Genomic DNA, 18908 nt, shown 5'->3' on the forward strand with positions numbered 1-18908 from the left:
TGGTCACCCTCCGTAGCGGCGAGGATCGAGGTGGGATTCGTACTGCCGAGCTGCTCCGGAGGCTAGCAGCGGCCGAGGGACCTGGTGAAGGGCCTGGCTCGATGCTCAATGAATGGTCGGTTCCGTATACGCTGCCGGCACCTCACCCGCGGCCTCCGCCCCAGCGGAGAACATCAGGGCGAGCGCAGTCCCGATCTCCCGGTGGCGCACCAGGAAGGCGCCCTCGTCGAGCCGCTTGCGCCGCAGCCAGCCGGTGACTTCGTCGTTGCACTTGCTGGCGTTGCAGGAGCCGCAGGCCGGCGCGATGTTGCCCAGCGTGTAGCGGCCGCCGCGCGAGATGGGCAGCACGCAGTCTCGCTGCAGCGGCGTGTCCCGCGCGCCGCAGTACGCACAGCCATCCCAGGCCACCTTCAACGCGGTCCACTGCTCGTCGCTGAGATCATGTTCGACACGTTCCATCCGACGCTTACGCCGGCGGGAGTACCTGGCCCTGCGAGTTCGGTTCACCACTAGCGCTCGGCTGGCCGGCCGGTCGACCTGGGGCGCCAGCCTGGCGGCGGATCCTCGCCGACGCGTCCGTCCACTGCCTCGCGCAACAGGTCTGCGTGACCCGTGTGGCGGCCGTACTCCTCGATCAGGTCGCACAGCAGCCGACGAAGGCTGGCATGGTTGCCCTCGTCGTCGGCAAGGTCCACCAGTTGGTCGAGCCCGCCAGCGGCGAGGGCCTCGGTCAGGCGTGCGCGCGAGCGCTCGACCGACGCCTCCCACATCGCGTACAACTCTGCCGGGGCTTCCTCGGCCGTCAGGGTCTCCTCGAAGTCCGTCAGGGTGTCCCATGGGGCGTTCGGCCGCCCACCGGCCAGCTTGTGGGTGAAGGTGATCTCCTCGACAGCCGCCAGGTGCTTCAGCAGCCCACCGAGGGTGAGCGAGGAGACGGCGATCCGGGTCTGCAGGCCAGCCACATCGAGGTCGTCGGCCTTCCAGCGGAACGTGGTGCGGAGGCGGTCAAGCGCACCGGTGAGATGCTCGACCTCGTTGCCGGCCAGCGGCGGTTCCCACGGACAGTCGTTGTCGGTCATGGCGTCACTGTAATCCGGCGCCACCTGGCGGAGGTCAGACGCCGGTGACCTCGAGGCCGAGCCAGGCAGCGAGATCATCGATCTCGGCGCGTACGGCGGCGGCCAGGTCGGGGTCGAAGTCGACGTCCTCGTGGATCGCGTTGACGACGAGCGCGCGGGCCTTGCGGTCTGCGGTCGCGTCGAGCTTGCCGACGAGTCGATCGCCGTGCAGCACCGGGAGCGCGAAATATCCCCAACGACGCTGGGCCTTGGGCTTGTACATCTCGAGGATGTACTCGTAGCCAAAGAGTTGCTCGGCGCGGACCCGGTCGTGGATGAGCCGGTCGAAGGGTGAGAGAAGCGCGGTTCGTCCCTCGAACGGCAAGCCGAGATAGGCGGGGTGGACGCGCCAGGTGCCGGGGATGCCGTCGACCTGCGCCTCCTCTCCTGCGTCACCGACATAGGGCGGCTCTCCAGGGACCTGGGGTCCGGTGGATCGGGCGATGCCGAGCGCCGCGAGCCGGCGCTCGTTGCGGTACCGGGTGGCGGAGTCGCGGTCGAGGTGAGGCAGGGCGGCCGGATAGACGCGCTCAGGAAGGTCCCAGTAGCGCTGACGGCCCTTGCGGCCCGAGATCGCCACCTGCCCACGCAGGGCCAGGCACTCGAGCATCCGGGTGATGTTGCGGTTGTTGGTCCAGCCCGACGACGGCCAGGGCTCGACGCTCGTGTCGGGGATGTCGCGCGAGAGCAGCGGGCCTTCCTTCTCCAGCAGCGCCAGGATGTCGCGGCGGAACGGCTCATTCGCCTTGAGCCACGCGGCGCCGGCGGCGTACATCTCCGCGTCGCGTACCTCGGCGATCACGGCCGCCAGGTCTCGCGGTGATCGGATGTAGGCCACGGTCTCAACGAGGGTGCGGTCCTGCTCGATCGCCCGGACGAGGTCACCCGGGTCATAGCCGGAGCCGAGCCGACTCCACAGCACCAGGTCGGCGCTCGGTGCGATGGCCGCTGTGGGGTCGATCTGGAGAATCGTCAGGCGCTCGACGACCTCGACGACGTCGGACGGCCGCTGCGCATCGAGCAGTTGGGCGTGCACGGCGATCCGGCGGGCCTCGACCAGGCTGAGACGGTGGACCATAGCGACGACCCTAGCGCCGCCGACGCCGGTCCACCGCCCGTGGCGGCGGGGTCCGAGCGCATATCCTGGGTTCGATCAGGCCCTGGAATGCTTGATCTCAAGCGAGCTTACGGTGCTGCTCTTGTCCCGTAAAGGGAGGCGATCTTGGCTACGGTCAGCGTGCGCTACATCGTCAACGACGTGGAGGAGGCGATGTCCTTCTACTGCGGACACCTCGGATTTGTCGAGCAGATGCACCCCGCTGTCACCTTCGCGATGCTGAGTCGAGGCGACCTCCGCCTCGTACTGAGTGCGCCCAGCTCCGAGGGCGGCGGTGGACAGCAGCTGCCTGACGGTAGGCGCCCCGAGCCAGGAGGGTGGAACCGGTTCCTGGTCGAGGTCGACGACCTCGACGGCTGCGCGGCGGCCCTCCGTGAGGCGGGCGTCCGCCTCCGCAGCCCCATCATCGAGGGCGTCGGTGGCAGGCAGCTCATTGTCGAGGACCCCTCCGGGAACCCGGTGGAACTGTTCTCTCCCACCCGCGCGGAGGCCAGACTGGAACCATCGTGAACCGTAGAGCCGCCGCTCGACTGGGTCAGGACGAGCAGGTGCTGCGGATGGCGCGCTACTTCTTGGCGGTGGATGTCGGCGCGAAACGGAACTCGACCACGTCGCCGTCGGCCATGACGTAGTCCTTGCCTTCCAGCCGAACCTTGCCCTTGGCCTTCGCGTTGGCCATCGAGCCCGCCTCGACCAGTTCGTCGAACGAGACGATCTCGGCCTTGATGAAGCCCTTCTGGAAGTCGGTGTGGATGACCCCGGCTGCCTCGGGCGCGGTGGCCCCCTTGGGGATCGTCCAGCCGCGGGACTCCTTGGGTCCGGCGGTCAGGAAGGACTGCAGGCCGAGGGTGTCGTAGCCAACCCTGGCCAGCACGTCCAGGCCAGGCTCGTCGATGCCCATCTCCGCCAACAGTTCGCGGGCCTCGTCAGGCTCCATCTCGACCAGCTCGGACTCGATCTTGGCGTCCAGGAAGATGGCCTCGGCCGGCGCAACCAGGGCGCGCATCTGGGCCTTGAGCTCCTCGTCGGCCAGCTCGTCGGTATCGCAGTTGAACACGTACAGGAACGGCTTGGCGGTCAGCAGGAACAGCTCACGCAGTGGCGACCGATCCAGGCCAGCGGCAAAGACTCCGCGTCCGGAGTTCAGCACCTCCTGAGCCTCCTTCACGGCCTGCAGCGTCGCCACCTTGTCCTTGTTGATCCGCGCTTCCTTCTCCAGCCGCGGCAGCGCCTTCTCGATCGTCTGCAGATCGGCCAAGATCAACTCGGTGGAGATCGTCTCGATGTCGCTGCCGGGATTCACCTTGCCGTCGACATGGGTGACGTCGGCATCACGGAACACCCTGGTCACCTGGCAGATCGCCTCCGCCTCACGGATATGCGACAGGAACGCGTTGCCCATCCCCTCACCCTGGCTGGCGCCGCGGACGATGCCGGCGATGTCGACGAAGCTCACCGTTGCAGGCACGATCCGCTCGGAGTGGAAGATGCCGGCCAAGGTCGCCAACCGGGGATCCGGCACCCCCACCACTCCCACATTGGGCTCGATCGTGGCGAACGGGTAGTTCGCTGCGAGCACGTCATTGCGGGTCAGCGCGTTGAAGAGGGTGGACTTGCCCGCGTTGGGGAGTCCGACGATGCCGATGGTTAGAGCCACGATCGTCAAGCCTAAGGGTCCCGCCGGACTCGAACCAATCGCCCGCTCCGGGGCGCCCGGGTGAACACCTCCTGTGCCTTCCGGCGGCAGCCACCATCACTCTTGTCGGGTCCACGCGGCGATGCAAGGATGATGTCGCGGGCCATGGCGGGATGGGCTGCAGATCGAGGGGGCGGTTGTGGCTGTCTATCCAGGCATAGAGGACCCATTAGGTCGCGCGATTGTTGCGGCCGGTGAGAACCTTCGTCGAGCGGACGTCGGCATCGATCCTGCTGAGCTCGAACACTCACCTGAAGTGCTTGATTCGGTGCACTTCGCCATCGGCGTGACCGAGGTCGACGCGCCACCTGGCGTACAACGACTTCTGCAGGGCTACACCGCAGAGAGTGTTGCCCTGGGCGCCATGATCCGAGCCGCAAACGAGGAGCCCCAGCTCACGGAAGCCGAGATCCACCGGGTCAAGGAGATCTTTGAGTTCCTACTCAACAACATCTTCCGCCGCTGAAGGCGCTCGATGTTCGCCGAGCCAGAATCCGTCAAGACTGACACCATCTTCACCAGGCTGGCCCGTTACGATCACTACCTTCGAAGGTGCGCCTATGTCGGCGGCGGCCTCGGCGGACTGCTCGTCCTGCTGGGTCTCAGCGGCAACGCGATCAACAATGCGCCCGGGTGGCTGAGGGCAACGCTGATCACCATTGTGGTGGTCTCGGCCGCGACCCTCGGTCGCTCCTACCTGGGTTTTGCCAGTGCGCACTATGACTTGACGGTGCGGCAGAAGACGGACGGGCTGGAGGACAAGACGACGGCTGACCCGGTCCTGCCGTACGAGAACAGCTCGCACATCTTCTATGTGACCTCGGCTGCGCTGTTGATCGTCGCAGCGGCCCTGGTCATTGTCGGAGCCTGGTGGGCCCCATGATCAGTCGCCGCTGAAGAAGGCCCGGATGGCCAGGCTCAGGGCCAGCGGGTCCGCCGTTCCGGCCATCTCTCGGGCCGAGTGCATGGACAACAGCGGGATACCGACATCCACCGTGGTGATCCCGAGTCGCGTGGCGGTGAGCGGGCCGATGGTCGACCCGCAGGGCAAGTCGTTGTTGGAGACGAACTCCTGGTACGCCACCCCGACGGTGTCGCAGGCCCGGCGCCACACCGCGGCACCGACAGCATCGGTCGCATACCGTTGGTTGGCATTGATCTTGAGCAGCGGCCCGCCATTCAGCAGCGGCAGGTTCGCCGGGTCGTGTCGGCCCGGGTAGTTGGGGTGGACCGCGTGCCCGGCATCGGCCGAAAGGCAGTATGACCTCGCCAGCCCGCGATGCAGTTCGTCCGGGCCCGCTCCCAGCGCCGAAGCGATCCGCCCGAGAACATCCGCCAGCACCGGACCCGAGGCGCCGGAGCGGGAGGCGCTGCCGATCTCCTCATGGTCGAAGGCTGCCACCACCTCGATGTGCTCCCCTTCCGATGCCCGCTCCAGCGCCTGCAGACTGGCGTGCACGCTGCTCAGGTTGTCGAGCCGCCCGCTGGCGAAGAACTCGTCGCCTGGGCCGAAAACGGCCGGCGCGGAGGTGTCGAAGGCGACGACGTCGTAGCCCAGTACGTCCTTCGCATCAACCCCAACCAGCTGCGCCAGATGATCAAGAACGTCACGATCGGGACGTCCGACACTCCAGACCGGAGCGGTGTGCTGCTGCTTGTCCAGCTTGAGGCCCTCGTCATTGACGCCGCGGTCGAGGTGTATCGCCAGCTGGGGGATCCGCATGATCGGTCCGGTCCTCACCAGCCGCGTTGTCCGGTCCGCCAGCACCAGCCGGCCGGCAAGGCCAAGCTCGCGGTCCAGCCAGGAGTTCAGTAGCGGGCCGCCGTAGACCTCGACGCCGATCTGCTGCCACCCGTAGCTGCCGATGCTGGGGCGTGGTTTCAGCTTGAACGTAGGGGAATCGGTGTGCGAACCGACGATCCGGAAGCCGGTGGTAGGCCCGGCTCCGAGCGGAATCCGCCAGGCGATCAGAGCGCCATCTCGCACCAGGAAATGCTTCCCTGGGGAGCTGTCCCAGGCCTCGGTCTCGTCCTGGCGTTGAAAGCCCGAAGCGGACAACCGTCGCGCACCCTCGGCTGCGGCATGGAAGGAGGACGGCGAAGCGGCGATGAAGTCGCCGAGGTCGTTCAGATGGGCCAGCGCACTCGACATGGGTTCAGTCTTCCGCACGTCGCGCTGGTGCCGACCGCCCGGCAGCATATATGTCTTGACACGTATATACGTCTGACAGCATATTGGGGGGGTGAGCGTGGATGTCTTCGCCGTGGTGGCCGAGCCACGCCGCCGCGACATTCTGGACCAGCTGCGTGCCGGTCCGGCCAGCGTCAGCGAGCTGGTGCAGCGGTTGAACCTGCCCCAACCGACGGTGTCCAAACACCTACGCGTGCTGCGACAGCACGGTTTCGTCTCCAGTCGGGCCGAGGCGCAGCGCCGGATCTACAGCCTCAACCAGGGGCCGTTGCTGGAGCTGGCCGACTGGGTGCTCCCCTACCAACGACTGTGGTCCACCAGCTTCGATGCACTGACCACCCGTCTGGACACACCCAACCTCGACGAGGAGTCCCGCGATGAGCGCTGACGGCACCTTCGATCTCGGTCCCCTGCTTCGGATCAGTCGGTGCCCGCAAGGTGAACGCTGGACGTTGACCTTCACTCGGTCGTTCGCGCACGTCCCGCGACGGCTCTGGGACGCCCTGACCGACCCCGCTCAGCTCGCGCTCTGGGCCCCGTACACGGCTGATCGCAATCTGGCGAGGATAGGACCGGCCACCCTGTTCATGGTGGACGGAGAGCACCGTACTGAGCTGGTCGGGGACGTCAGTCTCTCGCTGCCGCCTACCGTGCTCGAACACCGCTTCGGGCCCGACCTGCCCGGTGGGAGCTGGTGGCGGTACCCACCGGCACCGAGCTGACGCTGCAGCACACCGTCGCCCAGCCCGACGACGCCGCCTCGACTGCTGCCGGCTGGCACCTCTGTCTGGCCGTCGCAGAAGAGCTGCTGGGTGGCCGACAGGTGGGTCCCATCATCGGCCGAGCCGCTCTCGACCATGGCTGGCAGCAGCTGCGCGACGAGTACCAGACGAACCTCGACAGCCGACGCTAGACCGCGAACGCGCCTTGTGCTGGTCGGCACCGAGTCCACCTCGGCAGCCCCGCGTCGGGATTGACCGGGGGCAGGCCGGTGCGGCCTCCACCGTTCTGTCAGTCCGCCCAGGCAAGATCGAGGCATGGATGGATTCGCCGTTGTCGCACTGATCGCCGGACTCGTGCTCGGGGTCTGCCTGGGTGCTGCGGCGGGCTGGCTCATCCTGCGGGCCCGGAGCGAGACGCGGTCGGCGAAGGACGACAACTACCTCGCTCAGGCGAGGACCGAGCTGGCCAACGCCCAGACACTGGTCGCCCAGTCCCGGGCCGAGGCGGCGCACGCGAGGACCGAGGCCGCCCAGGCCCGCGGCGAGGTCTTCGAGGCTCGGGCCGAGGCGTCGGCCGCGCAGGCCGAGGCCGCCACTGTCGCCGCCGACGTGGCCAAGGCGGTGGCCGAGCGCGACGCCGCCATCCGCCGGGCCGAGGAGATCGCCGCCGACCGGGAGGCCATGCTCAACCAGTTCAAGGTGCTGTCGGCGGAGACCATCGAACGGCAGGGCAAGCAGGCGGACGCCAACGCCGAGGCCCGGCTGAAGGCGACCGAGCAGTTGATGCTGCCGGTGCGGGAGAGCCTGGAGCGGTTCAACACCCGACTGGTCGACGTCGAGAAGGAGCGGATCCAGATGTCGACCGACCTGAGGGCGCAGGTGCAGTCGGTCCGGCAGACCGGCGAGACCCTCCGCCGGGAGACCAACGCGCTGGTGACGGCGCTGCGCAAGCCTCAGATCCGCGGTGCCTGGGGCGAGGTCCAGCTGAAGCGGGTCGCCGAGATCTCCGGCATGATCGAGCGCTGCGACTTCGACCTCCAGCACACCAGCCGGGCCGACGACCGGACGATGCGCCCGGATATGCGGGTCCATCTTGCCGAGGGCAAGCACGTCTTCGTCGACTCCAAGGTGCCGTTGAGCGCCTTCCTGGACGCGGCCGAGACCGAGGACGAGCGGGCCAAGGGAGAGTTTCTGGCCAAGTACGCCAAGAACGTCAAGACGCATGTGGACCAGCTGTCCTCCAAGCAGTACTGGAAGGCCGCCGAGACTCCCGAGTTCGTGGTGCTGTTCCTGCCCAGCGAGGCGTTCTTCGCCACCGCCCTGGACCAGATGCCCGACCTGTACGACTACGCCGCCCGCAAGGACGTGATCCTGGCTACGCCGACCACCCTGATCGGTATGTTGCGCTCGATCGCCTATGGCTGGCGACAGGCAGCACTCGCAGAGAGCGCGGCTGAGGTCTTCAAGCTCGGCCGCGAGCTGCACGAGAAGCTCGGGCTGATGGGCAACCGGTTCGACAAGCTGGGGCGGGCGCTCCGCAGCTCGGTGAACGCCTACAACGAGACGATCGCGACCGTGGAGGGCACCGTCCTGGTCCGCGCCCGCAAGTTCCGCGACCTGAAGGTCAGCGAGGTCGAACTGGAGGCCCTGTCGCCGGTCGACGGCGCGGTCCGCCAGATCCAGGCCCAGGAGCTCGTCGACGACGCTGTGCAGGTGGAGCCGCTGGTCGGCCGTCGGCCGAGGCGTGGGCGTTCGGCGACCTCCCCACCGGAGCAGGCAGAGCTGGTCCGTGGAGAGCCGGACCTGCTGGAACTGATCGAGGAGTCCGGGGACGGTGCTGCTCGAGCGCCAGGTGACCGCAGGACCGGCTCCTGATAATGGCTCAGCGAGTCGACCGCGGTCGTGGACCAGGACCAGCCGGGCCTTACGCCCGACTCGCCACGGACCAGGGAGTGTCCGGCGGTTCCAAGGTGACCCCGTCGACCACCAGGCGCACTCGCTCGTTGAAGAAGCAGAGGAGGTCACGGATCTTCGGGCATTCGGTGATCGGATCGGGATAGCTCCAGGCGACGGCCGGCAGGAACGAGTCTCCGACACGCAACGACCAGTACCGGGCCTGGCCCTTGTATGGGCAGCTGGTGACCAGGTCGCTGGCCTCGAGCAGACTTGTGCGCACGTCGGCGAAGGGCAGGTAGTACCGGGTCGGGAGATTGGTCTCGAACAGCAGCAGCGGGCGGATGCTGTCGGCGACCAGTTCGTCACCCACATAGACCTGGACGTGTCGTGAGCTGCGCAGGGTATCGACTCGTTTGTGCGGGTCACGCGCGTGCACCAGCACCCGTTCGTCCTCCTCGTACCAGGCCAGCTGGCGCCAGGAGAAGGTCACATGATCGGCCAACGTGGCCATGTCGCCGGTCGGGTCCTCATGTGTCCAGGCCGCACGCTCGGCGCGGCTGCGGCCCGCGACCACGGTCCAGCTCCGATGACCGCCGGTCGACTTCTCGTCCAGCAGGGCGCCCGGTCGGACGTCGTCCAGCGGGATGAAGTACGTCGGTAGCTGCCCGGGGCCGAACCGGACCAGCAGCTGTGCGCGAAGGCTGTCAGCAATCAGTTCGTCGCCGAGCCGCACCCTGATGCGACGCTGGGTCGGCTCGACGAAGGGCGCGGGTAGCTCCATGGTTGATCGTAGCGCGAGGGGCCGATGCGGACCGGTTCAAGACAGCGCAAGGAGGGTCACCCCGAGCAGCACCACAACCGCTCCGACCAACCGGCGGCGGAAGGCGGGCTCAGCGAAGAGCAGCGATCCGGCAAGACTGACGATCACCACGCTCATCTCCCGGATCGGCGCGACCAGCGACACCGGAGCGCGCTGGACCGCATACAACACCAGGATGTAGGCCAACGGGGACAGAACCGCGACGGTGACGACCTCCCTCCGGTAACGGCGCCAGACCGATTCCAGCCGCGCGGGGTCCCGGAGCACCAACGGCGCCAAGAGCACCACCTGCCCCGTGGAGGACATCCACATCATCGTCAGCGGAGCGACGCCGACCGCCGTGACCGCGTGAGCGTCCCACAGCGTGTAGGTGGCGATCAGTACGCCCGTCACCAGCCCGAAGACGGCACCGGACAGCGGCCGCCGCAGCCCGTCCGGAGGCGTCGCCCCAACCCGGGCGGAGAGGGCGATCACCACTACCCCGGCGACCACGGCCGCCGCCCCCGCCATTCCTAGCCAACCGGGGCGCTCGTGCAGCAGGAGCATGGCGAAGACCACGCTGAGCATCGGCCCGGTCCCCCGTGCCAGCGGATACACGACGGAGATGTCCCCGTGGGCGTAGCCCCGCTGGAGCGTACTGAAGTAGGCCGTGTGGACCAGCCCGCTGACAGCTCCGCACGCCAACCAGGGCATCAGCTCGGCCCGCTGCGCCGCCAGGGCGGTGACGGCGAACGGGGTCAGCAGCAGCGATCCGCCCAGGCAGGCGAGCCAGACGAAGCGGATGCCGGAGGCGCCGGCCCGCTTTGAGGCGAGGTTCCAGGCGGCATGGGCGAAGGCCGCCGTCAGCACCAGCAGCAGAGGAAGGGCGGTCATCGCCGGTGAGGACCTGGGCGGGCACCCGCGCGCGACGGGTGGTCCGCAGGCGGCTCAGTCGCTTGCTGCTCCGGAGCGGAGATCCTTGCGCAGCTCAGGCGGCAGGGCGAACACCAGCGACTCTTCCGTCAACCGTTCCTCCACCGCGGCTGGGAACCCCTTGCTCACCAGCAGCTCCAGCACACCCTGCACCAGATCGTCGGGCACCGAGGCGCCGCTCGTGACGCCGACACTATGGACGCCGTCCAGCCAGCTGTCGGCCACCTCGCCCGCGTTGTCCACCCGATAGGCCGCCTTGGCCCCGGCTTCCAGTGCCACCTCCACCAGCCGGACGGAGTTGGAGGAGTTGGAGGAGCCGACCACGATCACCAGGTCCGAGTGCGCCGCGATCTGCTTGACGGCCAGCTGCCGGTTCTGGGTGGCGTAGCAGATGTCGTCGCTCGGCGGATCCATCAACAGCGGGAACTTCTCCCGCAGCTTGCCGACCGTCTCCAACGTCTCGTCAACGCTGAGTGTGGTCTGGCTCAGCCAGGCCACCTTCGCCGGGTCGCGGACCTCCACGTCGGCGACGTCGTCGGGTGACTGCACCAGGGTGATGTGGGAGGGCGCCTCGCCGGTGGTTCCCTCGACCTCCTCGTGACCGGCATGACCGATGAGCAGGATGTCCAGATCGTCGCGGGCGAAGCGCTTGGCCTCGTGGTGGACCTTGGTCACCAGTGGGCAGGTCGCGTCGATCGTCTTCAAGCCGCGGTCCGATGCCTCGGAGTGGACCGCCGGTGACACGCCGTGAGCCGAGAACACGACTGTTGCACCGGCGGGCACCTCGGCCAGCTCCTCGACGAAGATGGCACCCCGCTGCTCCAGGTTTTCGACCACGTGTCGGTTGTGCACGATCTGCTTGCGCACGTAGACCGGCGGACCATAGGTGTCCAACGCCTTCTCGACCGTGATCACGGCCCGGTCGACTCCCGCGCAGTACCCCCGGGGAGCGGCTACGACGACCCTCCGGGCCTGCTCGGACTGGGGCGCCATCGACGTGTCGGGCTGTGAAGTCATGGCGCCCAGTCTAGGCCGCCCCGATCAGCGCTGACTCGTCGCAGCGATCGGCACCTCATTCGTTGCCTGCCAGAGCCCAGAGGCGTGCAGCACCTCCAGCGGGTGCACGGTCGGCTCGGTTGCCGGACGCCGGTCGCCGAACGCGGCGTCCACTGCCGGATGGATGCGCTCCTCGAACGCGCGCTGACACGACTCGACGTCGGTCCAGACATCGATGTAGCGCAGCCCGCCGTCCGGTCGCCGTACGCACAGGTGCGACAGCAGGCCTGCAAGCGGCTCTGGGCCGAGATTCTCGATGATCCGCGCATAGAGCGTCTCGTCGATCGGCACATCCTGTGTAAAGGCGTACATGGTGACCTCCCCGATATTGATCCGAACTACTTTCGGATGAATATGGTAATGTTGGCTCCGATGGACGACGAAGTCAAGAGATCAAGCCCAGCGACTCGACGGCCCTACCGGGCACCGCGACGAGCCCAGCAGGCGGCCGCCACCCGACGGGCGATCCTGGCCGCTGCCCGGACGGAGTTCGTCAGGCACGGGTACGGCCCCTGCACCGTCGCCCAGATCGCAGACACGGCGGGGGTCTCGGTCGACACGGTCTACACCTCTGTCGGGCGCAAGCCGGCACTGCTGCGGGAACTGGTCGAGACTTCGCTGTCCGGCGAGGATCGGGCCGTTCCCGCCGACCAGCGGCCCTACGTGCGCGAGGTCAAGGCCGCGACCCAGGCGGCGGACAAGCTGACGATCTACGCCACAGCGCTGCCCACGATCCACCAGCGGATGGCGCCCATCTTCGAGGTGCTGAGCCAGGCCGCCTCCGTCGACAGGGACTGTGCGGCCCTGTGGGACGAGATCTCGCAGCGTCGGGCCCGTAACATGCTCGAGCTCGCCGGGGAGCTGCGCGCGACGGGCGAGCTGCGCGCAGACCTCTCGGATGCGGAGGTGGCGGACATCATCTGGAGCCTGAATGCGGTTGAGTACTACCTGCTGCTGGTGAAGGGACGCGGCTGGAGCCCGGCACGGTACGGCAGCTGGCTGGCCGACGCCTGGGTCCGGCTGCTGCTGGCCTGAGTGGGGCGGTTTCGCGTTCGGAGCGGCCGCGCGCACCGAGCCGCTTAGGTCTGGGCGCGACGAACCGCTAGACTAAGGAACAGACAAGCGCCACTGTGCGCGCCAAGGTCGTCTGCTTCTGCGCCGTGATCGGCGCTTTCAACTCTCCTTAACACGTGAGTGGTCCTGCAATTGCGGCCAAATCGATGTTTCGAAGGATCTTCGTGCCCCAGCAAAACACTGCCTCAACCTCCCCTGCCCCGAACCGGACCCGACGGTCCAGGAACGTGCGACAGAACACCCGCTCCCAGAGCGACCAGTCCCGCAACGACACCCCCCGCGACCACACTCCGCGCGACGAGGCCGGACAGAGCCCGCGACTCGACGCAGTTTCGGTGCAGCCGACGCCGATCGACCTGGATCGCAGCTTCATCGAGCTCGGCGTGCCCGCCCCTGTCGCGGCCGCACTCGCGGCGCGCGACATCAGCGCACCGTTCCCGATCCAGTCCGCCACCCTGCCGGACTCGCTCGCCGGCCGTGATGTCCTCGGCCGCGGCCGCACCGGCAGCGGCAAGACCATCGCGTTCGCCATTCCCACCGTGGCCGCGCTGGCAGCCTCCGGCCGCACGCGCCGCCCCGGCTCGGTCCGGGCCCTGGTGCTGGTGCCCACCCGTGAACTCGCCACCCAGGTGCAGCTCAGCCTCGATCCACTGGCCGCAACGATGGGTCTCAAGACCATGACGATCTTCGGCGGCGTGGGCCAGGGGCCGCAGGTCTCCGCGCTTCGCCGTGGCGTCGATATCGCGATCGCCACCCCCGGACGGCTGGAAGACCTGATCCAGCAGCGGCACCTCCAGCTCGATCTGGTCGAGGTGACCGTACTGGACGAGGCGGACCATATGGCCGATCTCGGCTTCCTGCCGGCCGTCAAGCGGATCCTCGACGCCACGCCGAAGAACGCCCAGCGGCTGTTGTTCTCCGCAACGCTCGACCGCGGCGTCGACGTGCTGGTCAAGCGCTACCTGACCGACCCGGTCACCCACTCGGTCGACAGCGCCGCCTCCGAGGTGCAGCAGATGACGCACCACGTCTTCAACGTCAGCACCGAGAACAAGATGACCGTGGTCAAGGAGCTGGTGTCCGGTCAGGGCCGTACGTTGGCCTTCACCCGCACCAAGCATGGAGCGAAGAAGCTCGCCAAGCAGCTCACCTCGGCGGGAGTGCCGGCAGTCGACCTGCACGGGAACCTGTCCCAGGGGGCGCGTCAGCGCAACCTGGCCGCCTTCGGCGAGGGTTCGGTCCGAGTGCTCGTTGCCACCGACATCGCCGCCCGCGGAATCCACGTTGACGACATCTCGCTCGTCGTCCATGTGGACCCGCCCGCTGAGCACAAGGCCTACCTGCACCGCTCGGGCCGCACCGCCCGGGCAGGCGCCGAGGGCATCGTGGTCACGGTGGGGACGCCCGGTCAGGTCGGTGACGTACGCCAGCTGATGCGTCAGGCCGCGATCAAGCCGGCCCTGCACGACATCACCCCGGGGCACGCCATGATCACGGAAGTGGCCGGCCCGGCAGCTGAGTACGTCACGCCGGTCGCTGTCGTCGCGGGCGGCTCGGGGCCGCGCGGCGAGGCCGGAGGTTCGCGCCAAGGCGGATCCGGTCGAAGTCGCTCGGGCGGCGGCGGGCAGCAGCGTGGCGGGGGCCAGCGCGGCGGAGGGCAGCAGGGCGGCGGCTCGGCCGGCCAGGGAGTCAAGCGCGGTTCGGGAGCACGGCGCACGGCGGGTCAGGGCTCAGGCTCGCGGTCCGGCGGCGCGGCCGGCTTCTCCGCGCAACGCCGCAGCCGGTAATCCACAGCTGACGCGGTTCAGGTTCGCGCTTGTCCGTGCCACCGTTTAGGGTCGCGTCATGGCCTTGGAGTCGTCACCGGAGCATCCGCAGCCGCTGCGGGCGGTGACCCATGCCGTCAAGGGCTGGATCGACCGGCTGAATGCGATCTGGGTCGAGGGCCAGCTGATCGAGATCAACCGGCGCTCGGCCAGCAAGACCATCTTCTTGACGATGCGGGACAAGATCGCCAACGTGTCGGTCAGCGTGACGGTGTCGCCCACCACCCTGGACAGCGCCGGACCGCTGACCGAGGGCGCGACGGTGGTGGCCCGACTGAAGCCGTCCTACTACGAGACGTCTGGTCGGCTGTCCTTCTACTGCGACGCCATCAAGCCGGTCGGCGAGGGGCAGCTGCTGGCCCGGCTGGAGCAGACCAAGCGGATGCTGCAGGCCGAGGGCCTGTTCAACCCCGCGCTGAAGAAGCGCCTTCCGTTCCTGCCGCGGGCGGTCGGGCTGATCACCGGCGCCAACAGCGCCGCCGAGCGGGACGTCCTGGAGAACGCTCGGCGCCGCTGGCCGGCAGTCCGGATCGAGACCAGACATACCCTGGTCCAGGGGCCTCAGGCCTGTGAGCAGGTGATCGCCGCGCTGCGGCAGCTGGACGCCGACCCGGCGATCGAGGTCATCGTGATCGCCCGCGGTGGCGGATCCCTCGAGGATCTGCTGCCCTTCTCCGACGAGGGGCTGATCCGGGCCGTACACAGCTGCCGAACCCCGGTGGTCAGTGCCATCGGACATGAGACGGACAATCCCATCCTCGATCTGGTGGCTGACTTCCGTGCCTCGACACCCACGGACGCGGCCAAGCATGTCGTCCCCGACGTGGCCGAGGAGGCTGATCGGGTGCGGCAGTCCGTAGCCCGGGTCAGGCAGGCCATGATCAACATCGTCCGGACCCAGCAGGACAGGCTCGATGCGATCCGCTCCCGGCCGGTGCTGTTGGAGCCGACGGCCAGCTTCGGCCTGCGTTATGAGCAGCTCGAGGGGCTGCGCCATCGTGCCGACCGCGCCCTGGACGCCCGGATCCGTCACGAGCAGAGCACCGTCGAGCATACGCTGGCCCGGGTCCGGGCGATGTCGCCGAAGGCGACCCTGGAGCGCGGCTATTCGATCTTGGTCGACGGCGAAGGTCATGCGGTCGCCTCGGTCGACGACGTGGACGAAGATGATGATCTGTTGGCGCACCTCGCCGACGGCCAGTTGGTCCTGGCCGTGCGGGAGCGCCGGCCCGGACAGTGAGGCACACCGTGATGAGTACCCAGGCAACCGACTCCGGCCGTTCCGATGAGGAGCTGACCTATGAGCAGGCCCGCGAGGAGCTGATCATGGTCGTACAGAGACTCGAGTCCGGCGGCGCGCCGTTGGAGGAGTCCCTCGCCCTGTGGGAACGAGGTGAGAAGCTGGCAGCCATCTGCCAACAGTGGCTGGATGGTGCGAAGGCGAAGATCGAGGCGGCCCGTCGGCAGCCGGCGGCCGACCCGGAGGCCTAGCTGGCCACGTTGCGCGCCGGTGCCACGAACCGGCGCCGGTAGTCGGCCGGCGACAGCCCGATCTGACGTCTGAAATGCTCGCGCAGGACCACCGCCGAGTTGAAACCCACCCGCTCGGAGATCTGCTCGATGCTCAGGTCGGTCTCCTCCAGCAGGCTGCGCGCCTGCAGCACCCGCTGCCCGATCAGCCACTTGTGCGGAGTCGTGCCGGTCTCGGCGGCGAACCGCCGCGCGAAGGTGCGTTCGCTCATCACCGCCTGCCTGGCCAGCGAGGCGGCCGTATGCTCCCGGTCGAGGTTGGCCAGCATCCAGCTGAGCAGTGGCGCCAGCGAGTCCGCCGTGCACTCGGGCACCGGCATCTGGATGAACTGCTGCTGGCCACCGTCTCGCTGCGGGGGAACCACCATCCGACGGGCGATCCTGGTGACCACGGCGGTGCCCAGCTCCCGGCGGACCAGGTGCAGACATGCGTCGATCCCGGCCGCGGTGCCGGCGCTGGTGATGATGTCGCCGTCATCCACATACAGAGCGCGGGCGTCGAGGAGAGCCTCCGGATATCGCTCGGCGAACGTCTCCGCGTACATCCAATGCGTCGTGCAGCGACGACCGTCCAGCAACCCGGCTGCCGCCAGCATGAAGGCGCCCGAGCACACGCTCAGCAGGGTGGCACCCTGGCGATGCGCTGCCCGCAGCGCAGCCAAGACCTCCGGCGGGTAGTCCTGGTCAGCCCGCGGCACAGTGGCGGAGACGATCACCAGGTCGCAGCCGACCAGGCCGTCCAGTCCGTGCGTCGCCGTGATCGTCAGTGCGGTGGTCGTCTTGGTCCGCAACGGTGTCTGCGGGTCGACCGTACAGACCCGGAACTCGAACGCCGGGACACCGTCGTCGGTGCGGTCGAGCCCGAAGATCTCGGTGGCGACCCCGAACTCGAAGACGGCCACCGGCTCCACCAGGACAATGCCGATCGTCTTGAGCGCCATGAGCCCATGGTAGTGGCAGAAATCCTTTGTACAACGGCATGGATGCCAATTGTGGCGATAATGTTGCTAGCGCAGGATTAGTGCCATGACTGGATCACTCATCCTTCTGGCCCTGGCTGCGTTGCTGCTGCTGGCCCTCGAACCCGCGCACCGCCGTCGCGGTCCGCTGACGCCCCGTCCGGGCGAAGACCTCCACTCCGACACAGACCGCGCGCGCATGGTCGAGGAGCTCCGCCAGGTCGAGCAGCGCGCAGACGGCCGAATCCGACGCACTGCCCGAATGCTCGCCAGCGCCGGCTCAGCCGTGCCGATGCACCGCTCACGCCGACTCGACGGCCCGCGTTCCAACCGATTGGCGATCTAGGCGAAGCCCTCAGCCGGTGCGCAGTGTCGCTGCGAAGGCCTCGAGAGCCGCGTACGAGACGTCACCGACGACGATCGAGGTGACCTTGCTGTTCTGCAGGACCAGAGCCCTGGTGCGATCGTCCGAGCTCACCCGACGCGCCCAGGTGTCATCACCGACGGTGCTGGTGCCGTCGAGAGCGCCCTTCCTGGTGACCTCGGCGACGAAGGCCTCGACCTGGGCATCACCCTGGTAGACGCCGACGTAGACGTCCTGCGGGTCGAGGAAGCCTAGCTGCCACCGGTTTCTCGGTGACGGATTTCCGGCGGGATCCGCGGCGCCGGTCCGGGTCCAGCTCGCTCGCACCGCGCGCCAGTCCGGCGGCAGGTTGACCGGCGCGAGCACCGGATACGGCGCCTCATCGCGGGCCTGGGCCAGCACCGGTTGCCAGTCGACCACCTCGACCGGATGATCGCCCGGGTTGCGGGTGAAGAACAGCGTGATCAACAGCAGCGGGATGAGGATGACTGCCAGCGAACGGACCATGTCCCCCGCAGACGACGCTCGCTTCACTCCAGCCACCCCTCCATCTTCACAGATGACGGCAAACCGTCCGCGGCCGCGGCCGCTCCCCCACCCCGTTGTTGGGGGCCGGGGGCGGGTGTGTCGGTTTCCCAAGTCGACTTGGGAAACTGTCACTCGGCGAGGGAAATTTGCCTCGCTCAGTGACAGTTTCCCTGGCTCAGTGGGGCCCGCGGCGGTTGGGTTTGGCCTCGCTGGCGGCGGGAGCCCTCCCCCTCACCGGGGGTAGGGGCGGAGTCGTGACAGGAATCGACCACTCGTCGACGAAGGTTCACGGCTGTACGGCGGGGGCCGCCTCGTCGCCATGCAACGAATGGTCGATTCCTGTCAGACGCCGCGGAGCACCTGCGCGCTCGGCCCTGCGCGGGCTGAGCCACCATAGGGGAATGGACGAGCCGGTAACCCTCGCCCGCGCCGACGGGCCGCGTGGCGACATCGTCCTCCGCCGGCGCGGCCGCGCCGATGCTCCGGTGTACGAGCTGATCGTGAACGGCGCCTTCGCGATGGACAGCACCGAGACCGAGACCGAGAGGGAACTGGCCCGGATCATCTTCGAGCAGCCGACTTCCGGCGGCCGCGTGCTCATCGGTGGCCTCGGGCTCGGCTTCACCGCCGCGGAGGTGCTGCAGCAGCAGGTGACGGTCGTGGATGTCGTGGAGATCGAAGCCGCTCTGGTCGACTGGGCCCGGCGCGGTCTGACTCCCGAGCTGGCCTTGGTCGCCGCCGACCCGCGGGTGCGGATAGACACGGCGGACATCCACAGCGTCCTCACCAACGCTGGCCAGGCTGACCATGGGCCCTGGGATGCGATCCTCTTGGACGTCGACAACGGCCCCGACTTCCTGATCCACGCAGACAACGCCCGGCTGTACACGGCCGAGATGCTGGCTTGCGCCTACGCACGACTGGCGCCCTCCGGCCTCTTGGCCATCTGGTGCCAGGGCAGCGCACCGGCGCTGCTGGACCTGCTGAAGGAGATCTCCCCCACCGCCGCGGAACGACTGATGGAGGTGCGCCGCGGCGACCGGAGGTTCAGCTACGCGATCTATACGATCCGCCGACCGGGCTGACCCCGCATCGTGCC

24 protein-coding genes are annotated in these 18908 nt (G+C 68.2%); 13 read left to right on the forward strand and 11 right to left on the reverse strand.

Annotated elements, in window-relative coordinates; genetic code table 11:
• Nucleotides 1-105 precede the first annotated feature (105 nt).
• The 3 genes from JOE57_RS04450 to JOE57_RS04460 are packed head-to-tail and all read right to left on the reverse strand — an operon-like array spanning nt 106 to nt 2196.
• A complete protein-coding gene (locus JOE57_RS04450; protein ID WP_204916586.1) occupies nt 106-459 on the reverse strand; it encodes an HNH endonuclease in 354 nt (117 codons plus the stop codon).
• Between the two features lie 50 nt (nt 460-509).
• Complete coding sequence (locus JOE57_RS04455; RefSeq protein ID WP_204916587.1) at nt 510-1079, reverse strand: mycothiol transferase; 570 nt, start codon at nt 1077-1079, stop codon at nt 510-512.
• 34 nt (nt 1080-1113) lie between these two features.
• Nucleotides 1114-2196: a DNA glycosylase AlkZ-like family protein gene (locus tag JOE57_RS04460; RefSeq protein WP_204916588.1), complete on the reverse strand. Its 1083-nt coding sequence runs from the start codon at nt 2194-2196 to the stop codon at nt 1114-1116.
• Between the two features lie 144 nt (nt 2197-2340).
• Here JOE57_RS04460 and JOE57_RS04465 point away from each other — a divergent pair, with 144 nt between their 5' ends.
• On the forward strand, nt 2341-2745 hold the full coding sequence (locus JOE57_RS04465) for a VOC family protein (protein ID WP_204916589.1): 405 nt from the start codon (nt 2341-2343) through the stop codon (nt 2743-2745).
• A 55-nt stretch (nt 2746-2800) separates the two neighbouring features.
• On the opposite strand, the gene ychF is transcribed toward JOE57_RS04465, so the two are convergent.
• Nucleotides 2801-3892, reverse strand: a complete 1092-nt coding sequence (gene ychF / locus JOE57_RS04470; RefSeq protein ID WP_204916590.1) for a redox-regulated ATPase YchF — start codon at nt 3890-3892, stop codon at nt 2801-2803.
• A gap of 178 nt (nt 3893-4070) precedes the next feature.
• Here ychF and JOE57_RS04475 point away from each other — a divergent pair, with 178 nt between their 5' ends.
• Together JOE57_RS04475 and JOE57_RS04480 are read left to right on the forward strand one after the other, a co-directional pair.
• A complete protein-coding gene (locus JOE57_RS04475) occupies nt 4071-4397 on the forward strand; it encodes a hypothetical protein (protein WP_204916591.1) in 327 nt (108 codons plus the stop codon).
• Between the two features lie 9 nt (nt 4398-4406).
• Nucleotides 4407-4814: a hypothetical protein gene (locus tag JOE57_RS04480; protein ID WP_204916592.1), complete on the forward strand. Its 408-nt coding sequence runs from the start codon at nt 4407-4409 to the stop codon at nt 4812-4814.
• Here JOE57_RS04480 and JOE57_RS04485 read toward each other — a convergent pair whose 3' ends face one another.
• A complete protein-coding gene (locus JOE57_RS04485) occupies nt 4815-6083 on the reverse strand; it encodes a M18 family aminopeptidase (protein WP_204916593.1) in 1269 nt (422 codons plus the stop codon).
• 91 nt (nt 6084-6174) lie between these two features.
• On the opposite strand from JOE57_RS04485, the gene JOE57_RS04490 reads away from it, so the two are divergent.
• The 4 genes from JOE57_RS04490 (at nt 6175) to JOE57_RS04505 (ending at nt 8719) form a co-directional block, all read left to right on the forward strand.
• On the forward strand, nt 6175-6510 hold the full coding sequence (locus tag JOE57_RS04490; RefSeq protein ID WP_204916594.1) for a metalloregulator ArsR/SmtB family transcription factor: 336 nt from the start codon (nt 6175-6177) through the stop codon (nt 6508-6510).
• Nucleotides 6500-6844 carry an SRPBCC family protein gene (locus JOE57_RS04495; RefSeq protein WP_204916595.1) on the forward strand — a complete coding sequence of 115 codons (345 nt, stop codon included), beginning with the start codon at nt 6500-6502 and terminating at the stop codon, nt 6842-6844. Before JOE57_RS04490 ends, JOE57_RS04495 begins: the two co-directional genes overlap by 11 nt.
• On the forward strand, nt 6817-7035 hold the full coding sequence (locus tag JOE57_RS04500) for an SRPBCC family protein (protein ID WP_204916596.1): 219 nt from the start codon (nt 6817-6819) through the stop codon (nt 7033-7035). Before JOE57_RS04495 ends, JOE57_RS04500 begins: the two co-directional genes overlap by 28 nt.
• Nucleotides 7036-7159: 124 nt before the next feature.
• Nucleotides 7160-8719 carry a DNA recombination protein RmuC gene (locus tag JOE57_RS04505; protein ID WP_204916597.1) on the forward strand — a complete coding sequence of 520 codons (1560 nt, stop codon included), beginning with the start codon at nt 7160-7162 and terminating at the stop codon, nt 8717-8719.
• 49 nt (nt 8720-8768) lie between these two features.
• Here the strand turns inward: JOE57_RS04505 and JOE57_RS04510 are convergent, their stop codons facing one another.
• Genes JOE57_RS04510 through JOE57_RS04525 form a run of 4 tightly spaced genes read right to left on the reverse strand, consistent with a single transcriptional unit; the run spans nt 8769 to nt 11840 of the window.
• Nucleotides 8769-9521 (reverse strand): DUF427 domain-containing protein, encoded by a 753-nt coding sequence (locus JOE57_RS04510; protein ID WP_204916598.1) that lies wholly within the window; start codon nt 9519-9521, stop codon nt 8769-8771.
• Nucleotides 9522-9557: 36 nt separating this feature from the next.
• Entirely contained in the window at nt 9558-10433 is an 876-nt protein-coding gene (locus tag JOE57_RS04515; protein ID WP_204916599.1) for an EamA family transporter, read from the reverse strand.
• Nucleotides 10434-10487: 54 nt separating this feature from the next.
• Nucleotides 10488-11489 carry a 4-hydroxy-3-methylbut-2-enyl diphosphate reductase gene (locus JOE57_RS04520; protein ID WP_420827666.1) on the reverse strand — a complete coding sequence of 334 codons (1002 nt, stop codon included), beginning with the start codon at nt 11487-11489 and terminating at the stop codon, nt 10488-10490.
• 24 nt (nt 11490-11513) lie between these two features.
• Complete coding sequence (locus JOE57_RS04525) at nt 11514-11840, reverse strand: hypothetical protein (RefSeq protein ID WP_204916600.1); 327 nt, start codon at nt 11838-11840, stop codon at nt 11514-11516.
• 60 nt (nt 11841-11900) lie between these two features.
• On the opposite strand from JOE57_RS04525, the gene JOE57_RS04530 reads away from it, so the two are divergent.
• The 4 genes from JOE57_RS04530 to JOE57_RS04545 all read left to right on the forward strand — a co-directional run bounded on the left by JOE57_RS04530 (nt 11901) and on the right by JOE57_RS04545 (nt 15919).
• Nucleotides 11901-12563 (forward strand): TetR/AcrR family transcriptional regulator, encoded by a 663-nt coding sequence (locus tag JOE57_RS04530; RefSeq protein ID WP_204916601.1) that lies wholly within the window; start codon nt 11901-11903, stop codon nt 12561-12563.
• A gap of 266 nt (nt 12564-12829) precedes the next feature.
• A complete protein-coding gene (locus tag JOE57_RS04535) occupies nt 12830-14389 on the forward strand; it encodes a DEAD/DEAH box helicase (RefSeq protein WP_338041148.1) in 1560 nt (519 codons plus the stop codon).
• 58 nt (nt 14390-14447) lie between these two features.
• Nucleotides 14448-15668: an exodeoxyribonuclease VII large subunit gene (gene xseA / locus JOE57_RS04540; RefSeq protein WP_204916603.1), complete on the forward strand. Its 1221-nt coding sequence runs from the start codon at nt 14448-14450 to the stop codon at nt 15666-15668.
• 11 nt (nt 15669-15679) lie between these two features.
• Complete coding sequence (locus JOE57_RS04545) at nt 15680-15919, forward strand: exodeoxyribonuclease VII small subunit (RefSeq protein WP_204916604.1); 240 nt, start codon at nt 15680-15682, stop codon at nt 15917-15919.
• Here the strand turns inward: JOE57_RS04545 and JOE57_RS04550 are convergent.
• Entirely contained in the window at nt 15916-16899 is a 984-nt protein-coding gene (locus JOE57_RS04550) for a helix-turn-helix domain-containing protein (RefSeq protein WP_204916605.1), read from the reverse strand. The two genes, JOE57_RS04545 and JOE57_RS04550, sit on opposite strands and share 4 nt — an antisense overlap.
• 85 nt (nt 16900-16984) lie before the next feature.
• Between JOE57_RS04550 and JOE57_RS04555 the strand changes: the two genes are divergently transcribed.
• A complete protein-coding gene (locus JOE57_RS04555) occupies nt 16985-17263 on the forward strand; it encodes a hypothetical protein (protein ID WP_204916606.1) in 279 nt (92 codons plus the stop codon).
• 9 nt (nt 17264-17272) lie between these two features.
• On the opposite strand, the gene JOE57_RS04560 is transcribed toward JOE57_RS04555, so the two are convergent.
• A complete protein-coding gene (locus JOE57_RS04560; RefSeq protein WP_338041149.1) occupies nt 17273-17824 on the reverse strand; it encodes a DUF4245 domain-containing protein in 552 nt (183 codons plus the stop codon).
• 386 nt (nt 17825-18210) lie between these two features.
• Between JOE57_RS04560 and JOE57_RS04565 the strand changes: the two genes are divergently transcribed.
• Nucleotides 18211-18894, forward strand: a complete 684-nt coding sequence (locus JOE57_RS04565; RefSeq protein ID WP_204916607.1) for a spermidine synthase family protein — start codon at nt 18211-18213, stop codon at nt 18892-18894.
• Nucleotides 18895-18908 lie beyond the last annotated feature (14 nt).

Origin of the sequence: Microlunatus panaciterrae, assembly GCF_016907535.1 — a bacterium.
GTDB classification, from domain to species: domain Bacteria; phylum Actinomycetota; class Actinomycetes; order Propionibacteriales; family Propionibacteriaceae; genus Microlunatus; species Microlunatus panaciterrae.